19 protein-coding genes are annotated in these 14,584 nt (G+C 42.9%); 12 read left to right on the forward strand and 7 right to left on the reverse strand.

Features of this window, described 5'->3' with window-relative positions:
- Positions 1-51 precede the first annotated feature (51 nt).
- The 4 genes from HZC34_01590 to HZC34_01605 form a co-directional block, all read right to left on the reverse strand.
- Complete coding sequence (locus HZC34_01590) at positions 52-1,146, reverse strand: NHL repeat-containing protein (protein ID MBI5700522.1); 1,095 nt, start codon at positions 1,144-1,146, stop codon at positions 52-54.
- Positions 1,116-1,868, reverse strand: coding sequence for a cytochrome c3 family protein (locus HZC34_01595; GenBank protein ID MBI5700523.1), 753 nt, complete (start codon positions 1,866-1,868; stop codon positions 1,116-1,118). Before HZC34_01595 ends, HZC34_01590 begins: the two co-directional genes overlap by 31 nt.
- Before the next feature lie 103 nt (positions 1,869-1,971).
- Positions 1,972-2,181: a hypothetical protein gene (locus tag HZC34_01600; GenBank protein ID MBI5700524.1), complete on the reverse strand. Its 210-nt coding sequence runs from the start codon at positions 2,179-2,181 to the stop codon at positions 1,972-1,974.
- On the reverse strand, positions 2,162-2,638 hold the full coding sequence (locus tag HZC34_01605) for a hypothetical protein (protein MBI5700525.1): 477 nt from the start codon (positions 2,636-2,638) through the stop codon (positions 2,162-2,164). The genes HZC34_01600 and HZC34_01605 overlap by 20 nt, the downstream gene beginning before the upstream one ends.
- Before the next feature lie 317 nt (positions 2,639-2,955).
- Here HZC34_01605 and HZC34_01610 point away from each other — a divergent pair, with 317 nt between their 5' ends.
- Positions 2,956-4,158, forward strand: coding sequence for a hypothetical protein (locus HZC34_01610; GenBank protein MBI5700526.1), 1,203 nt, complete (start codon positions 2,956-2,958; stop codon positions 4,156-4,158).
- Here the strand turns inward: HZC34_01610 and HZC34_01615 are convergent.
- Positions 4,133-4,708, reverse strand: coding sequence for a transposase (locus tag HZC34_01615; GenBank protein ID MBI5700527.1), 576 nt, complete (start codon positions 4,706-4,708; stop codon positions 4,133-4,135). The genes HZC34_01610 and HZC34_01615 overlap by 26 nt on opposite strands.
- A 341-nt stretch (positions 4,709-5,049) precedes the next feature.
- Here HZC34_01615 and HZC34_01620 point away from each other — a divergent pair, with 341 nt between their 5' ends.
- The 3 genes from HZC34_01620 to HZC34_01630 are packed head-to-tail and all read left to right on the forward strand — an operon-like array spanning position 5,050 to position 6,404.
- Positions 5,050-5,442, forward strand: coding sequence for a transcriptional repressor (locus HZC34_01620; protein MBI5700528.1), 393 nt, complete (start codon positions 5,050-5,052; stop codon positions 5,440-5,442).
- 1 nt (position 5,443) lies between these two features.
- Positions 5,444-6,007 carry a redoxin domain-containing protein gene (locus HZC34_01625; GenBank protein ID MBI5700529.1) on the forward strand — a complete coding sequence of 188 codons (564 nt, stop codon included), beginning with the start codon at positions 5,444-5,446 and terminating at the stop codon, positions 6,005-6,007.
- Positions 6,008-6,032: 25 nt separating this feature from the next.
- Complete coding sequence (locus HZC34_01630; protein MBI5700530.1) at positions 6,033-6,404, forward strand: desulfoferrodoxin; 372 nt, start codon at positions 6,033-6,035, stop codon at positions 6,402-6,404.
- Between the two features lie 44 nt (positions 6,405-6,448).
- Here HZC34_01630 and HZC34_01635 read toward each other — a convergent pair whose 3' ends face one another.
- Together HZC34_01635 and HZC34_01640 are read right to left on the reverse strand one after the other, a co-directional pair.
- Positions 6,449-6,937, reverse strand: a complete 489-nt coding sequence (locus tag HZC34_01635) for an HD domain-containing protein (GenBank protein ID MBI5700531.1) — start codon at positions 6,935-6,937, stop codon at positions 6,449-6,451.
- Positions 6,927-7,439, reverse strand: a complete 513-nt coding sequence (locus HZC34_01640; GenBank protein ID MBI5700532.1) for a gamma carbonic anhydrase family protein — start codon at positions 7,437-7,439, stop codon at positions 6,927-6,929. The genes HZC34_01635 and HZC34_01640 overlap by 11 nt, the downstream gene beginning before the upstream one ends.
- Positions 7,440-7,590: 151 nt before the next feature.
- On the opposite strand from HZC34_01640, the gene HZC34_01645 reads away from it, so the two are divergent.
- Genes HZC34_01645 through sdhC form a run of 8 tightly spaced genes read left to right on the forward strand, consistent with a single transcriptional unit; the run spans position 7,591 to position 14,551 of the window.
- Complete coding sequence (locus HZC34_01645; GenBank protein MBI5700533.1) at positions 7,591-9,369, forward strand: histone-lysine N-methyltransferase; 1,779 nt, start codon at positions 7,591-7,593, stop codon at positions 9,367-9,369.
- Positions 9,370-9,372: 3 nt separating this feature from the next.
- The gene (locus HZC34_01650; protein ID MBI5700534.1) at positions 9,373-9,594 is read left to right on the forward strand and encodes a 4Fe-4S binding protein; all 222 of its coding nucleotides are present in this window, start codon (positions 9,373-9,375) and stop codon (positions 9,592-9,594) included.
- The gene (locus tag HZC34_01655; GenBank protein ID MBI5700535.1) at positions 9,595-10,710 is read left to right on the forward strand and encodes a 2-oxoacid:acceptor oxidoreductase subunit alpha; all 1,116 of its coding nucleotides are present in this window, start codon (positions 9,595-9,597) and stop codon (positions 10,708-10,710) included.
- Positions 10,698-11,510, forward strand: a complete 813-nt coding sequence (locus HZC34_01660; protein ID MBI5700536.1) for a 2-oxoacid:ferredoxin oxidoreductase subunit beta — start codon at positions 10,698-10,700, stop codon at positions 11,508-11,510. The genes HZC34_01655 and HZC34_01660 overlap by 13 nt, the downstream gene beginning before the upstream one ends.
- The gene (locus HZC34_01665; protein MBI5700537.1) at positions 11,507-12,052 is read left to right on the forward strand and encodes a 2-oxoacid:acceptor oxidoreductase family protein; all 546 of its coding nucleotides are present in this window, start codon (positions 11,507-11,509) and stop codon (positions 12,050-12,052) included. The genes HZC34_01660 and HZC34_01665 overlap by 4 nt, the downstream gene beginning before the upstream one ends.
- A 51-nt stretch (positions 12,053-12,103) precedes the next feature.
- Positions 12,104-13,252, forward strand: coding sequence for an ADP-forming succinate--CoA ligase subunit beta (gene sucC / locus HZC34_01670; GenBank protein ID MBI5700538.1), 1,149 nt, complete (start codon positions 12,104-12,106; stop codon positions 13,250-13,252).
- Complete coding sequence (gene sucD / locus HZC34_01675) at positions 13,249-14,130, forward strand: succinate--CoA ligase subunit alpha (GenBank protein ID MBI5700539.1); 882 nt, start codon at positions 13,249-13,251, stop codon at positions 14,128-14,130. The genes sucC and sucD overlap by 4 nt, the downstream gene beginning before the upstream one ends.
- Positions 14,131-14,161: 31 nt before the next feature.
- On the forward strand, positions 14,162-14,551 hold the full coding sequence (sdhC, locus tag HZC34_01680; GenBank protein ID MBI5700540.1) for a succinate dehydrogenase, cytochrome b556 subunit: 390 nt from the start codon (positions 14,162-14,164) through the stop codon (positions 14,549-14,551).
- The last annotated feature ends 33 nt before the right edge of the window (positions 14,552-14,584 follow it).

Below are 14,584 nucleotides of genomic sequence, written 5' to 3' on the forward strand. Positions count from 1 at the left end.
TTATCTCCTCCATATATTTATCGAAACTTATAATGAAAAATTTCAGTTTATTCAAAAATTTATTTTAAACCCGACAAGCCGCTTGTTCTGCGAATCTGCAACAATAACTACACCCTTTGAATTAACAGCGATCCCCATTGGAGAATAGAGCGAAGTTTTCAAATTTGATTCCTTTCCAAGCAGCATCATTGCCTTATTATCTTTATCAAAAACAGAAACCACATTGAATATTGCATCCGCAACATAAATTCGGCCTCCTTTATCTATCGCAATGCCCTTTGGCCTCCCAAAAAATCCAAGCGCATCGCCATGGTCGCCGAACTTCGAAAGAAATTTTAATCTTTGGTCGAATATCTGGACCCTGCTGTTGATCGTATCGACAACATATGTCCGCCCATTAGGATCTTTCGCCAAAAATGTCGGATATTTGAATTCGGAATTCCCGCCGCCTTCATGCCCCAAAAAAGAAACAAATTCGCCGTTCGCGTCGAATATTTGGAGCCGATGGTTCCCGGTATCGGATACGATTATTCTTCCAGCTTTTTCGTCGACCAATATTCCCGACGGCCTTTGGAATTTGCCCGACTCTGTGCCAGATCCAGCAATAGATTTCACAAGATTGCCTTCAGGATCGAAAATGAATAATTCATTTAACATCGAATCGGTCACATATATCTTCTTTGAGCTATCAACCGCAATTCCGATCGGGTCTTTCAATATATTGCGCCCGATATCATTCGGTTTTGCGATCCTTTTTTCATTTAATACAACGATCCTGCCCTTTTCGGAATCGGCTAAATATATATTGTCGTCTTGATCGACCGCGACGCCTGTGACAGTTGAAAATCCGTCTTCGACGCCTTTTGATCCGAACAAGAAAAGCCCTACTTTTTCGAAGAACCCCTTGTCTTGTGAAAGCTGTTTTTTTCCGATCTCAAAAACTGCGCTGCTTTGGTCGGCGGCATATGCCGCACCTGAAAACAATATAAGAATCGTGAGCAAGACAATGCTGTAACCTACGAATGAATTCGCGGTTACAATATTTCTTCTAATTTTGCGAGGAACCGAGACTTCAGTCTCAGGTTCCGAGCACAAAAGACAATTCCATTTTTTTTTCAATAATAATCTTTGTGGCACTGGATGCATAGATCCTCCTTTTTGAATTTCAGGTAATATTCTTCGTTCGAATTGTGCATATGGCAGTTAGTGCAGCCAAGCTTTAGCATTTTGATTGTAGCCTTTGCCGAGAGAAAATGGTGAGGTTCCAGTTTGTGGCAAGCTTGGCAGAAATGTTCGCCTTCGGAATCTTTTTTCAGCAGCTTATCATAGATCGAGCCGTGCGGAGCGTGGCAATCCGAACATTGGACATTATTTTTTCCATGCGCTCGTTTTTCGTATACTTTCTTTCTATCATCATGGCATTGGTAGCAAACTTCTTTTGGGGCGGATTTTACAAGAAGTTTGGGGTTTTCGGCCTTATGGGGATCATGGCAATTAAGGCAGCTGAAACCCGATTGCGCATGGATCGATTTTCCCCATACCGACTGGTCTAGTTTTCCGCCTTTTGAAAAGTGGCATGCGCCGCAAAGCTTAATGACAGCGTCCGAATCCAAGTTGGCTGGATTTATTATTTTTGTTTTGTCCATTGTTTCTTGATGGGCGCCGCCGGGGCCATGGCATGCTTCGCAAGCGGATTTATTGGTTTTATTATTGTGCGGATTTTTAAGCCAAAGATCTTTCTTTTCATCGTGGCAGTCAAAGCACTTGTCCTGCCCTATAAAAGCCGCGGGCTCGGCAAAAGACCTCTCCGCCCAATAAGGCATCATTAAAAATATCGGGACTAACAATAGCGGGGAAAACAATTTCATAGTAGACCCCTTGATGTTAATAAATTCATCTCAAAGCCCCTAAATGAACCGTACTCGCGGATTTCCCGCACACGACTCTGCAATACACGATTTTCACCAAGTATTATATACAGCATAGATTAATTTCGGTTGCGGCAAAGGATGCCTGCCCACGTATTCCCAGAATGATGTCCAATTCCATGTCCGCTCTTGTCTTGTCCTCCGCCGTCTCCAGTCCAAACTTTCCCAGCCGTCCCTTCAAATCTCCCATAACTTTTTGGGCTTCTTCTTTGTGCTGCAGGCAAATGACAAAATCATCCGCATAGCGTATCAGATAATTTTTCCCCTTTCAGCCCCTTTCGCTCCGCCTTCTCATACCACAAATCCAATACATAATGCAGGTAGATATTCGCCAGCACCGGACTGATAATCCCGCCCTGTGGCGTCCCGGCCTCACTCGCTAGGTAGCGCCCGCCTTCCATAATGCCTGCCTTCAGCATTCTCTCTATCAGCTTCTTAAAGGGCGGGTCGACTATCCTTTCCTCCAGACATCTCATCATCCATTCATGGTCTACATGGTCAAAGAACCCTTTGATATCCGCCTCTATCACCCAGTTGACTCTCTGCCTCATTATTTTATGATTCAGTTCCTTCAGGCATTCATTAGCGTTCCGCCCTCGCCTAAATCCAGCTGTGTCTATTCCCGCTTCTGTGTTCGGCACGCTTTCTCCCTTCCCTGTTATCGTGTAGACAGCCCCTTCGAGTCCCTCATTTTTTTTTACTTGTGCCATAATTTCCCCTCGACCCGGGGTCGCATTTCGGATCTCCCAAGTTCCCGTCGTATACCTTCACTTGCGTTATGGCCTGGTCATCCTTCCCTCCTGCTCCGCACCCCGATTTTCATCGTAGCACTTGGAGTTCGGTTCTATCCTGTCGGCTAAACTTTGGATAGGTTGGATTTTAACCAACTGTATACGCCGAGCTTTCTTGGCGCACTCATATAGGCAATTTTAACATATAGGTAATATAATTGTTAATGAAATTTACATCGAAAATTAACGATATATATATAGCAAAGAGGTATTAAACACTTTGGGAGGCAAGATAAATGTCATTTTTTGTTAGTAGAGCATTTCCATCGCCGCGTACCGATCTTGGTTTACCGCCAAGAATTACCGTCCAAAATGTTCCTGCAAGGACATTAATTGGACAACTTCAAGAACACCATCAATATTTAACAGTATCCGCATCAAATATTTTAATTCAACATCTCATATCAATTCCCGCACACGCCTCTCTAGCATCTCATGAATTACTGGATGCGCTTAATCAAACTGTAACTTTCGGTCTTAACAGAATAGCGGAAAATAAAACACCGATCCCAATGGCTATCCCAATGGCCGATGCTCTTGGTTTGGTTTTTATACATGATTCGAACAAATATCAGCTGGCAACAATAGATGAAGTGAAAAGTTCAAGAAGGCAAATTGAGATCGTCGATATTGAATATTTAAGCGCGCACTCGCCGCAATTCGGTTCAGTTGTTCGTGCTGACAGCAATGCCGATAAAATAACTCCTTTCGCCGTTCTACCTCCATCCTTGAGTTGGTTCCCAAACGATGAATTTGAAAATAAAGAGAGAAGTATGCAAAATTCTCTTGAAGTCGGAAAGAGAAGAATCCCTGATTTACAACAAGCACCATTAAATATGTGCCCGCATATTAGTTTTATAGGTACCAATGAATTATATGGGGTCAAATCCGGGCGTCCATTTGTTCTTGGATTACATGATCCAAGATCAACACAGGCATACTTAGATTCCGTTGAATTTTCACAAACCGATCCTCGCCCTGTTATAACAGTTTTTTATCCAGTACAGGTCCCAAGGCCCGAAGCCGAAATAAATGAAAGATTTTCTGTCCAGGGTTTTGTTCGTCTACACAATGAAGAAGCTCGCGCTTACGGAATTGCTACATACATCGGGGGGCAATTACAACCATCGCAATTTGTATTGTTACCTTCGGATTCTTCTTCGATACAAGGCGATGATATCGCGCCGGATGGAAAAAGCCTCCCATTAAATATAAAATTCGATCCTATTTCCGCAAGAGAAGCTGCACAAGGTACAAAAATATTGCGGCCCGATTCAGGCGTGGTAATAATGGCTATGCCATTAAAATTTGCTGGTTCAGAATACGCTTACGACACAGCTAGAGAAGTTCAACTAATAAGAATAATCTTTGTAGGGATTGATCAAACCACAACGCAAGAAACATTCTCTTCGGCTATTGCCAATTTGAATGGGCAATAAACAAAAAAATAGTCCCTATCCCTGATACGCCTTGAGACCGGTTAAGAAGTGAATATTTTCCGAAGGGATTTTTAAAACGATCGATTTTTTGAGTAGTTTCGATAACGGTAGAATCAGCTCCGCCTAAGCAATCCTTGAGAAAGCCCTTTCCCTGGGCGTAGAGCACAATTCGGTGAAAGGCCTTGTCAAACAAGCCTTTTTCAACTAGCATATTTCTAAAAACCACAATGGTGGAGCGGTCAGGTAATTGGTCGTCAAAGGAAACGTTAAGGAAAAAGCGGAAAAGGATATGGAGGTTGATTAATTCTTCGAGCTGATAATCGGAATTTAAATTCATGGCTTCCTTAAGGAAGAGGATTTTGAACATTAGGGCCGGATCAAAAGCATGTTGGCCATTATTGCTGTAGTAATTTTTGGCTTCATCACGGATGAACGACCAATCAAAATCGGCTAATTTAACCAGAATGTGAGATGCATAATTAGCCTTAACATTTTTTGCGAACTCTGCCTCGAAGAGATTCCCGCCGAAACCTTTTAACTCTTTAAACATAAGACACCTCCTGAAAAAGATAAAACAATTATAGCAAACGAGAAAAAGCCGAAAATTCAAGCAGGAGAGAAGCCAATAGAAGTTAGCAAAATTTCAACAAAGAGTTCAAAAAAATATTTTTATCGCAATGACAAGATTATTTATCGGCTTTTAAGCTGAATTAGAATGGAGCTTGAGCTCGGGGGGGGGCTTGACAAGCTATAATGGTATTAGCGAAAGGAGATGGTTCCGAGCAAAGGGGCCATTGCTAACTAGTCTCAAGCTGTGTAAAATCTAACAATAGTTTGCTTGACAATTATGGTAGATTAGTATATTATTAATAATCATTACGATTATTATTTATGAAACAATTATATCGAAACAGCAAACAGAGGATAAAAATATTGGAAGCGCTTAGGTCAACAAAGAGCCATCCCACGGCCGACTGGATATATGGGAAGATCAAGGGAACATTTCCTAATCTAAGCCTTGGGACCATCTACAGAAATTTAAGGATATTGAAAGCGCAGGGCCAAATACAAGAGTTGGCCTTTGGGAGTACTTTTGACCGGTTTGACGGCAATGTCCTGCCCCACCCTCATTTTATATGCAGGAAGTGCGGACGGGTATATGATATCAATATTCCGTATGATAAAGAATTGAACAAGAAAGCTAAGATAGCCTCAAATTGTATGATCGATTCCCATTCTATTGAATTCCATGGGAAATGCAATAATTGCAGAGGAGGTGAATAACATGGTAAAAATAGGACAGAAAATAATCGATTTTGAAGTACAGGCATATCAAAATGAGGAGATAAAAAAGATAAAATTGTCAAATTACGAAGGGAAATGGCTGGCGCTCATATTTTATCCGGCCGATTTTACATTTATATGCCCCACCGAGCTTGAAGAGCTTGCCAATAATTATGAGGAATTTAAAAAGAATAACGCCGAGGTCATAAGCGTCAGCTGCGATACGGTATTCGTCCATAAAGCTTGGCACGATAATTCCGAATCGATAAAAAAAATAAAATATCCAATGGCTGCGGATCCATCGGGCAAATTAGCCCGCGAATACGGCACCTACATAGAGGAAGAAGGATTATCCCTTAGGGGAAGTTTCATCATTGATCCGGACCAAATATTGAAAGCATTTGAGATCCACGACAACAGCATAGGCCGTTCGGCAAAAGAGCTTCTAAGAAAACTGCAGGCGGCGGAGTTTGTCAGGAGCAACAAAGGCCTGGTGTGCCCCGCAAGCTGGGAGCCGGGAAAGAAAACATTGAAGCCGGGCCTGGATTTGGTTGGAAAAATCTAGTACCATAGCAAAAGGAGGATATTTTATGGGAAAAAAGAAAATTTATAAATGCGCGGAATGCGGCAATGTTGTCGAGATGCTGTATGAAGGAGGAGGCAAGCTTGTATGCTGCGGGAAGCCTATGCTGCTCATGGTCGAGAATACGGTTGACGCGTCGAAAGAAAAGCATGTGCCGATAATTACAAAAATAGCTAAAGGCTATTTGGTCAAGGTCGGGTCTTTGCCCCACCCCATGGAAGAGAAGCATTATATTATGTGGATCGAAGTATTGGCTGACGGGAAGGCTTATAGGCAATTCTTGAAACCCGGAGACAAGCCGGAAGCCGAGTTTGAAATTGAAGCCTCAAATATTACGGCGCGTGAATACTGCAATCTTCACGGATTGTGGAAGTCATAAACAAATTGGCCCAAAAAATGATAGCCCGGAAATTTATTTTCGGGCTATTTGTTTTTTAAGTAGGTTTCGGCCGCTAAATTCTTTCCCGCTTGAGTCAAAAAGATCCTATCGATGGCATTTTTTACGCGCTTTTCATCCGATAAATTGCATTCATCTCCCAAATTTACAAGCCAATCGGCATCATATATAACCTTAAAATTAATAGTATTGATCTTGCCCGGGGTGTGATGGCTGCCTATTATCTCTTTAACTTCAAATACTTTATCCGCGGGAAAACCAATTCCTGCCAATAGATGTTCCGCGATCGCGGGCCCTTCAATTTCCTGGTACTTGCCTGCAGTCGACCCGTATTTTTTTCCCGCGGCATGGATACCGATATCATGAAGAATTGCGGAAGCATAAATTATATCGGGATCCCCGCCTTCTTTTTCCATTATCTTCTCGGCATATCCCAAAACTCGCTTGGCATGATTTATTCTTTTTTGATCATCACCAAAATAAGACTCCATCTCTTTTAGAATCTTATCTTTCATGGTTTTTATACTCCTGCGCTAGCTCTGAATACTTTTTCGCCCAGTATTTGTTCTTTTCTATTTCATCGCGTTTCAATATTCTTACAGGTTTGCCTGGGATCCCAATTGCCAAACTGTTTTTTGGGATATTTGTTCCCGGTGTAATCATGGCACCCGCCCCTATAATTGCACCCTCTCCTACAACAGCGCCATTTAATACTATCGCACCCATTCCGACCAAAGCATCTTTTCTGATGGTGCACGCATGAAGTATTGCCCCATGACCTATTGTCGCGCCGTCTTCAATTATTATGCCCCTGTCATCTTCCAAATGAAGCAAGCAACCATCTTGGACATTGACGTTTTTTCCAATTTTTACAGTATTAATATCAGCACGGATAACAGTGTTATACCAGATACTCGAACCCGAACTAATCGAGATCGCACCAATAAGCTTAACGCCGTCAGCAATGAAAACTGACGGATGGATATTAGGCTTTCTTTTTAGATATTTGGCTATCATCTTGTTTACATTATAGCATTCTCTCAAATTCAAGTCATACTCCCTCTCATTCTCCCCCTTAATTAAGGGGGAGATGTCCCGAAGGGACAGAGGGGGTCGATTTATGATATAATTAATAATTCGTTTTCGAAAATTACAGGGAGGAAATACAATGAAGTGGATGCTAAATAGCAAGGATCTTGACAAAGAATCAAACGTTCAACCAAATTTATTCAGAGGTTATTTCCCGTACGACGAAGTCCCAAAGATCGCTTTCGACAACGAAGATGTCCCCATAAATCCACCTGACAATATCTGGATCACATGCACGACTTTCCGCGATGGCCAGCAAGCCCGCCCTCCATACACTGTAAAACAAATAGTCGATATTTTTACTTTCTTGCACAGAATGGGCGGACCAAAAGGCATTATCAGACAGAGCGAGTTCTTTCTCTACAGCGAAAAAGACCGCGAAGCCGTTCGCAAATGCCAAGAATTAGGATTTGAATTCCCAGAGATTACCGGATGGATAAGGGCGGTTAAGCAGGATTTTAAGCTTGTCAAAGAAATGGGACTTAAAGAAACGGGAATCTTAACATCGGCATCCGATTATCATATTTACTTAAAACTTGGCATGACCCGCGAAAAAGCGATGGAAAGCTATTTAGACATAGTTAAGGCCGCTCTTGAGATCGGAGTCATCCCTCGATGCCATTTAGAAGATATTACACGCGCCGATTTTCACGGATTCATTCTTCCATTCGTCCAAAAACTGATGGAATTGTCTAAAGAAGCGAAGATCCCGATCAAAGTCCGGGCTTGCGACACGATGGGTTACGGCGTTCCTTATCAAAACGCGTCAATTCCACGATCGGTCAACAAATTAATTTATAAATTGGTCAAAGAAGGCGGCGTCCCGCCGGAACAGCTCGAATGGCACGGGCACAACGATTTCCATAAAGTATTGATCAACGCTTCAACCGCGTGGCTTTATGGCTGTTCCGCCGCTAACGGCACACTGCTTGGATTTGGTGAAAGGACGGGAAACCCTCCCATCGAAGGACTTTTGTTCGAATACATCGCGCTAAAAGGTAAAACGGACGGGATAGACACAACTGCTATAACCGAGATGGCGGATTATTTCAAAAATGAGATCGGATACCAGATCCCGCCAAACTATCCTTTTGTCGGATCGGAATTTAATACAACAGCAGCCGGCATCCATGCCGACGGATTGATCAAAAACCAGGAAATATACAACATCTTCGATACCGGTAAATTATTGAAAAGACCCATGGGCATAACAATAACCGATAAGTCGGGAGCGGCAGGAATAGCATTCTGGCTGAATTCATACCTCGGGCTTGCCGAAGAACAAAAGATACCAAAAAACCACCCGGCAGTGCTGAAAATAAACGACTGGGTCGCAAGCCAGTATGCTGAAGGCAGGACAACAACAATATCGGCAGCTGAAATGGCCGAACAGGCAAAGATCCATCTTCCGGAATATATTGAATCCGATTTTGTGAAATTAAAGAAAACCGCCGAGAAGATGGCAAAACATCTGATAGAGGACCTTGCCGAAAGAAAAGAAATAAAGACTATGGACCCGGAAAAACAAGAACCAGGCTTGCAGGAATTCTTAAAACTTCATAAATTCATCCAATTTATATATGTTATAGGAAAGAACGGCATCATGACTACAAAGAAGATCGTTCATCCTCAAGATGTGGAATTGTTCAAGAAATTATCGCCGGAAGAAATTTATTCCGACCGCCCATGGTTTAAGGGCGCCATAGAAGAAGGAGCCGCTATTGTTTCCGACTTCTACACTTCAAAACTTACTAATAAACTTTGTATCACGGTATCTGCTCCTATAAAAGATAAAAAAGGAACAATACTCGGGGTCGTCGGCGCTGATATCAAGTTTGAAGATATCGCGAAACTATAATAAATGCCCGAACAGAAGAAAGAACAAAAATTTGATATAAAAGTAAACAGGTCATTTTGCAAGAATTGCGGGATATGCATCCCATTCTGCCCGACAGGAGTATATACGCAAGACGAGCTCGGCGGCCCAGTAATTACAAATCCTGAAAAATGCAATAATTGTAATCTTTGCGTCATCAGATGCCCCGACTTCGCGATCGAGATCAAACCGAAGGAAATCAAATAAGTGTCAAAATTTCTGCAAGGGAATGAAGCTTGCGTCGAAGGCGCGCTTGCCGTCGGCTGCCGCTTTTTTGCCGGCTACCCCATTACCCCATCAACAGAGATCGCCGAAGGCATGGCAAAAAAACTCCCGCGCTTAGGCGGAAGATTTATTCAAATGGAAGATGAGATCGCCAGTATGGGCGCTGTCATTGGGGCTTCTTTATGCGGGACAAAAGCCTTAACCGCGACATCAGGTCCCGGATTTTCGCTAAAGCAAGAACATATAGGATACGCTGTTATTGCAGAAATTCCGTGCGTCATTGTAAATGTAATGCGAGGTGGCCCATCAACCGGACTTCCAACCTCCCCTGCCCAATCCGATGTAATGCAGGCAAGATGGGGAACACATGGAGACCATCCGGCGATCGTCCTTACGCCATCAACAGTACAAGAATATTTCGAGCTGACCGTTAAAGCTTTCAACCTGTCGGAAAAATTAAGAACATCGGTCATACTTGCGCCTGATGAAGTAATCGCCCACATGAGAGAAAGAGTTGAAATTCCTGATCAAGTAAATATCATAAACAGAAAGCTTCCAAGCAATTCGGTTGATAAATCGACTTATAAGCCTTATAAAGTTGAAAAAGATGATGAAGTCCCGGTTATCCCGAACTTTTTTGACGGTTTCAGGTTCAATGTAACAGGCTTATATCATGACGAAACCGGTTTCCCGACAGCATCGCCTTCAATTGTCGAAAAATGCATCAAGAGGCTCCATAATAAAGTTGGATCCGCATATGAGGAGATAAAAGGCATAGAAATTGATCTTCCCAAAGATTGCGACGTCGCTGTTTTATCGTATGGATCAACATTTAGGTCCGCAAGACAAGCGGCAAGGGAATTAAATGCGGGGCATGTAAAGTTAACCACCCTATTTCCATTCCCTGAAAAAGAAATTAGAGAATTAGCCTCAAAAATTAAAACAATTATTGTCGCAGAGATGAATTTAGGGCAAATAAGGCTCGAAGTTGAACGCGCAGTCGCGGGCAAAGCTAGCGTTGTTGGCGTAAATATAGCCAATGGCCTTCTTATTTCACCTGATCCTATCAAGGAAAAGATTAAAGAATGTCGGATATAACAAATCATTTAAGGATGGATAAGTTCCCGCATATCTGGTGCCCAGGATGCGGTAACGGTATTATTTTAAGATCAGTATTAACAGCAATTGATAAGCTTGGGCTTGATCCAAACAATGTCGCGGTAGTTTCCGGCATCGGATGCTCGTCGCGTTCGGCGGGATATGTAGATTTTAATACGGTACACACGACCCACGGCAGGGCGATAACATTTGCAACAGGCATCAAAATGGCAAAGCCTGAAAAAACTGTTATTGTTTTGACGGGTGATGGCGATTGCTCTGCGATCGGCGGAAATCACCTGATCCACGCGGCAAGGCGAAATATCGATCTGACGGTTGTCGTATTCAACAACTCGATTTACGGAATGACAGGAGGCCAATTTTCCCCGACAACCCCGCAAAACGATATTGCGGCAACATCGCCATACGGCAATTTAGATAATTCGTTTGACCTGTGCGAATTAACCCGCGCGGCGGGAGCTTCATATGTTGCACGATCGACAACGTTTCACGCAACGCAAACGCCGCTTCTCATTCAAAAAGGCATTGAGAACAAAGGATTCTCATTCATAGAGGTTGTAACCGCCTGCCCTGTATATTATGGAAGGCTCAATAAAACACCTGATGCTGTTGATATGCTAAAACTACAGCGAGACAACGCGAGAAACATCAAGCAATGGAACATGATGACAGACGAAGAAAAACAAGGCAAGTTCGTCATAGGAGAACTTTATAATAAACCAGCTCCCGAATACACAGAAAAATACACACAATTGATCGAAAGAGAAAAAAGCAAATGAGCAGATACGAAATATGCTTAAGCGGCAGCGGCGGGCAAGGAATGATCCTGTGCGGAAAGATCCTCGCCGAAGGGATCGCTATTTATCAAGGTAAATTTGCGACACAAACCCAATCTTACGGCCCTGAAGCCCGCGGTGGAGCAAGCCGCTCCGAAGTTGTAGTATCGGATGAGCAGATAGACTATCCAAAAGTCACAAATCTCGATCTATTGTTGGCTTTAACCCAAGAATCCCTGAATAAATATCTATCGAACCTTAAAGACGGCGGGATTTTGATAATAGATCCGTTCGGAGTAAAAAATATCCCTCTCGGAAAATATAAAGTTTATGAAATAAAGATCAACGATTCGGCAAAAGCAGAGCTTGGCAAAACAATTTACGGCAATATAATCGCTCTTGGCGCGATATCGTCAATTACAAAGATCGTATCCCTTGAGAACCTGGCTAAAGCTGTTGAAAAAAATGTCCCCGAAAAAACAAGAGAACAAAATAAGATTGCATTGGAGATAGGTTTCAAAATGGGACAAGACGCCCTCAGATAATTTGATGGAACCTGAGAATGAATTCTCGGTTCCATACTTATAGGAAATAAAATGAAGCTTTTCGAATATCAAGCAAAAAATCTAATGGCAAAATTTGGGATTCCGGTGCCGAAAGGGACTGTCGCAGAAACAGTTGAAGACGCCTCGATAATCGCGGAAGAGATCGGATTACCTGTCGTCATCAAAGCCCAAGTCCAGATCGGAGGCCGTGGCAAAGCCGGTGGAGTCAAGATCGCCAGGACCTTCGATGAAGTCAAGACTATCTCATCTGCGATCCTTGGAATGAACCTAAAAGGACTGATCGTTAAAAAAATCCTGGTTGCCGGAGCCTTGGAGTTTGAAAAAGAATATTACTTGGGCATAACTCTCAATAGAACCACCAAAAGCAATGTTCTTATTTTCTCGGAAGAAGGCGGTGTCGAGATAGAGGAAGTCGCAAAGACAAATCCTGAAAAGATCATCAAAATCATAATTACCCCCTCTGTCCCTCGACCCTTCGACTTCGCTCAGGACTCGGGACATCTCCCCTTTAATAAGGGGGAGATTATAGAGGGGGTCATATCTGAAATCCCAACAGAAATAATTGAAAGACTTTACGAACTTTATTATCAATCTGATGCAACGCTGGCCGAGATCAATCCGCTTGTAAGGACGAAATCTGGTGAATTTATTGCGCTAGACGCCAAAGTTGTGATCGACGACAATGCCCTATTCCGCCAAAAAGAATTAGCCGCTTTCCAGGAATCCAGTGACGAAGATCCGCTCGAAGCCGAAGCAAGACGACGAAAGATCGCATATGTACGACTTCCCGGGTCGATCGGAATTCTAGGAAACGGAGCAGGCCTTGTCATGACAACAATGGATGAAGTAAAAAGAGTCGGCGGAGAACCAGCCTGTTTTCTTGACCTTGGCGGCGGCTCAAAGGCAGATGCGGTTGCCAGTTGCTTAGAGCTCCTGCGTCAAGATCCCAATATTAAAGGGATATTTTTCAATATTTTTGGAGGGATCACTCGCTGTGATGAAGTTGTTAATGGCATTATTGCAGCACGTAAAAAGATCGGCGTAAAAGTTCCAATGGTCATAAGACTTACCGGCACCAGGGAAGAAGAAGGAAAACAACTCCTGAAACAGACATCTTTTCTAAATTACGCGGCCTCAATGGCCGAGGGTGCAAAGAAAATCGTGGAGCTGACTAAATGAGCATATTAGTTGGGAAAGATACGCGTCTTATCGTTCAAGGAATTACAGGACGCGAAGGACTCTTCCATACCGAACAAATGATCAAATTCGGAACAAAAGTTGTGGCAGGAGTCACCCCAGGCAAGGGCGGCCAGCAAGTTCTGGGGATCAATGTTTACAATACTGTAGCCGAAGCCAAAGAAAAAACAAATGGCAATGCATCAATTATTTTTGTGCCCGCACCATATGCCAAATCGGCGATAATAGAGGCGATTGACGCTGGAATAAAAGTCATAGTCACTATTACCGAAGGAATTCCGTTCAAGGATATAGTCGAAGTTACTCCAATGCTAAAAGAAGCAGGAGTCAGAATGATCGGCCCAAACTGTCCGGGGATCACTACCCCATTTTCTGCAAAACTAGGAGTCATGCCCGGCCATATTTTTAAAGAAGGTCCTGTGGGCATAATTTCACGATCGGGAACGCTTACATATGAGATCGTCGCGGGACTTGTTAAGATCGGCATCGGTCAATCAACTTGTGTGGGTATCGGCGGCGATCCAATTATTGGCTCAACATTTGTAGAACTATTGCCGGATTTTGATGCCGACCCTCAAACCAAGGTTGTTGTATTGGTTGGCGAGATCGGCGGCAACGATGAAGAAGTCGCAGCAGAATATATTGCAACAAAAATGAAAAAACCTGTTATTGCGTTTATTTCCGGACGTTCTGCACCTGAAGGCAAAAAGATGGGACATGCGGGGGCTATAATATCCGGAGGCTTCGGCACCGCCGAATCAAAAGTCAGGACACTAACCAAAGCCGGAGTCCCGATAGCGGAAACAACAGCGCAGATCCCTCAGATGGTAAAAGAAGCTCTAGACAAGAAATATTTTTGACAAAGAACTCTTACGGATATATCATAATACAATGTTCGAATACAAAAAACCATCTAAAGAAGCATTTCTCGCATACAGATCAGGCGTTGGCATGTGGGCATATTTACTACACAGGGTCACAGGACTTGCTCTTATTTTTTATCTTTTAATGCATATATGCGTAATTTCAACATCGCTTAAAGGACCGGAAACTTTCAATGTACTTCTTACAAAACTTACATCTCCCCCATTTATCGCGTTAGACCTATTACTTCTAGCTGCAGTGCTCTTTCACGGTTTAAATGGATTCAGAGTCTTGCTTTTTGATATGGGAATAGGCATACGCAATCAAAAATCCATTCTTTGGACGATCGTCGCTATAGCTTTTATGATCTGGACATATACTTTATTCATAACGTTGCCGTTTATTTTTAAATGGTAGATGACCCCCTCTGTCCATCGAGAGAGCTCGGGA

Source organism: Candidatus Saganbacteria bacterium, from assembly GCA_016223245.1.
Taxonomy (GTDB): domain Bacteria; phylum Margulisbacteria; class WOR-1; order XYC2-FULL-46-14; family XYC2-FULL-37-10; genus JACRPL01.

What these genes read in the sequence shown, in the direction of transcription:
- HZC34_01590 (MBI5700522.1), bottom strand. Translation starts at nt 1,146, where the DNA reads ATGCATCCAGTGCCACAAAGATTATTATTGAAAAAAAAATGGAATTGT.
- HZC34_01610 (MBI5700526.1), top strand. Translation starts at nt 2,956, where the DNA reads ATGTCATTTTTTGTTAGTAGAGCATTTCCATCGCCGCGTACCGATCTT.
- HZC34_01665 (MBI5700537.1), top strand. Translation starts at nt 11,507, where the DNA reads ATGAGCAGATACGAAATATGCTTAAGCGGCAGCGGCGGGCAAGGAATG.
- HZC34_01625 (MBI5700529.1), top strand. Translation starts at nt 5,444, where the DNA reads ATGGTAAAAATAGGACAGAAAATAATCGATTTTGAAGTACAGGCATAT.
- sucC (MBI5700538.1), top strand. Translation starts at nt 12,104, where the DNA reads ATGAAGCTTTTCGAATATCAAGCAAAAAATCTAATGGCAAAATTTGGG.
- HZC34_01640 (MBI5700532.1), bottom strand. Translation starts at nt 7,439, where the DNA reads ATGATAGCCAAATATCTAAAAAGAAAGCCTAATATCCATCCGTCAGTT.
- HZC34_01615 (MBI5700527.1), bottom strand. Translation starts at nt 4,708, where the DNA reads ATGTTTAAAGAGTTAAAAGGTTTCGGCGGGAATCTCTTCGAGGCAGAG.
- HZC34_01635 (MBI5700531.1), bottom strand. Translation starts at nt 6,937, where the DNA reads ATGAAAGATAAGATTCTAAAAGAGATGGAGTCTTATTTTGGTGATGAT.
- HZC34_01650 (MBI5700534.1), top strand. Translation starts at nt 9,373, where the DNA reads ATGCCCGAACAGAAGAAAGAACAAAAATTTGATATAAAAGTAAACAGG.
- HZC34_01645 (MBI5700533.1), top strand. Translation starts at nt 7,591, where the DNA reads ATGAAGTGGATGCTAAATAGCAAGGATCTTGACAAAGAATCAAACGTT.
- HZC34_01620 (MBI5700528.1), top strand. Translation starts at nt 5,050, where the DNA reads ATGAAACAATTATATCGAAACAGCAAACAGAGGATAAAAATATTGGAA.
- HZC34_01630 (MBI5700530.1), top strand. Translation starts at nt 6,033, where the DNA reads ATGGGAAAAAAGAAAATTTATAAATGCGCGGAATGCGGCAATGTTGTC.
- HZC34_01660 (MBI5700536.1), top strand. Translation starts at nt 10,698, where the DNA reads ATGTCGGATATAACAAATCATTTAAGGATGGATAAGTTCCCGCATATC.
- HZC34_01605 (MBI5700525.1), bottom strand. Translation starts at nt 2,638, where the DNA reads ATGGCACAAGTAAAAAAAAATGAGGGACTCGAAGGGGCTGTCTACACG.
- HZC34_01595 (MBI5700523.1), bottom strand. Translation starts at nt 1,868, where the DNA reads ATGAAATTGTTTTCCCCGCTATTGTTAGTCCCGATATTTTTAATGATG.
- sdhC (MBI5700540.1), top strand. Translation starts at nt 14,162, where the DNA reads ATGTTCGAATACAAAAAACCATCTAAAGAAGCATTTCTCGCATACAGA.
- sucD (MBI5700539.1), top strand. Translation starts at nt 13,249, where the DNA reads ATGAGCATATTAGTTGGGAAAGATACGCGTCTTATCGTTCAAGGAATT.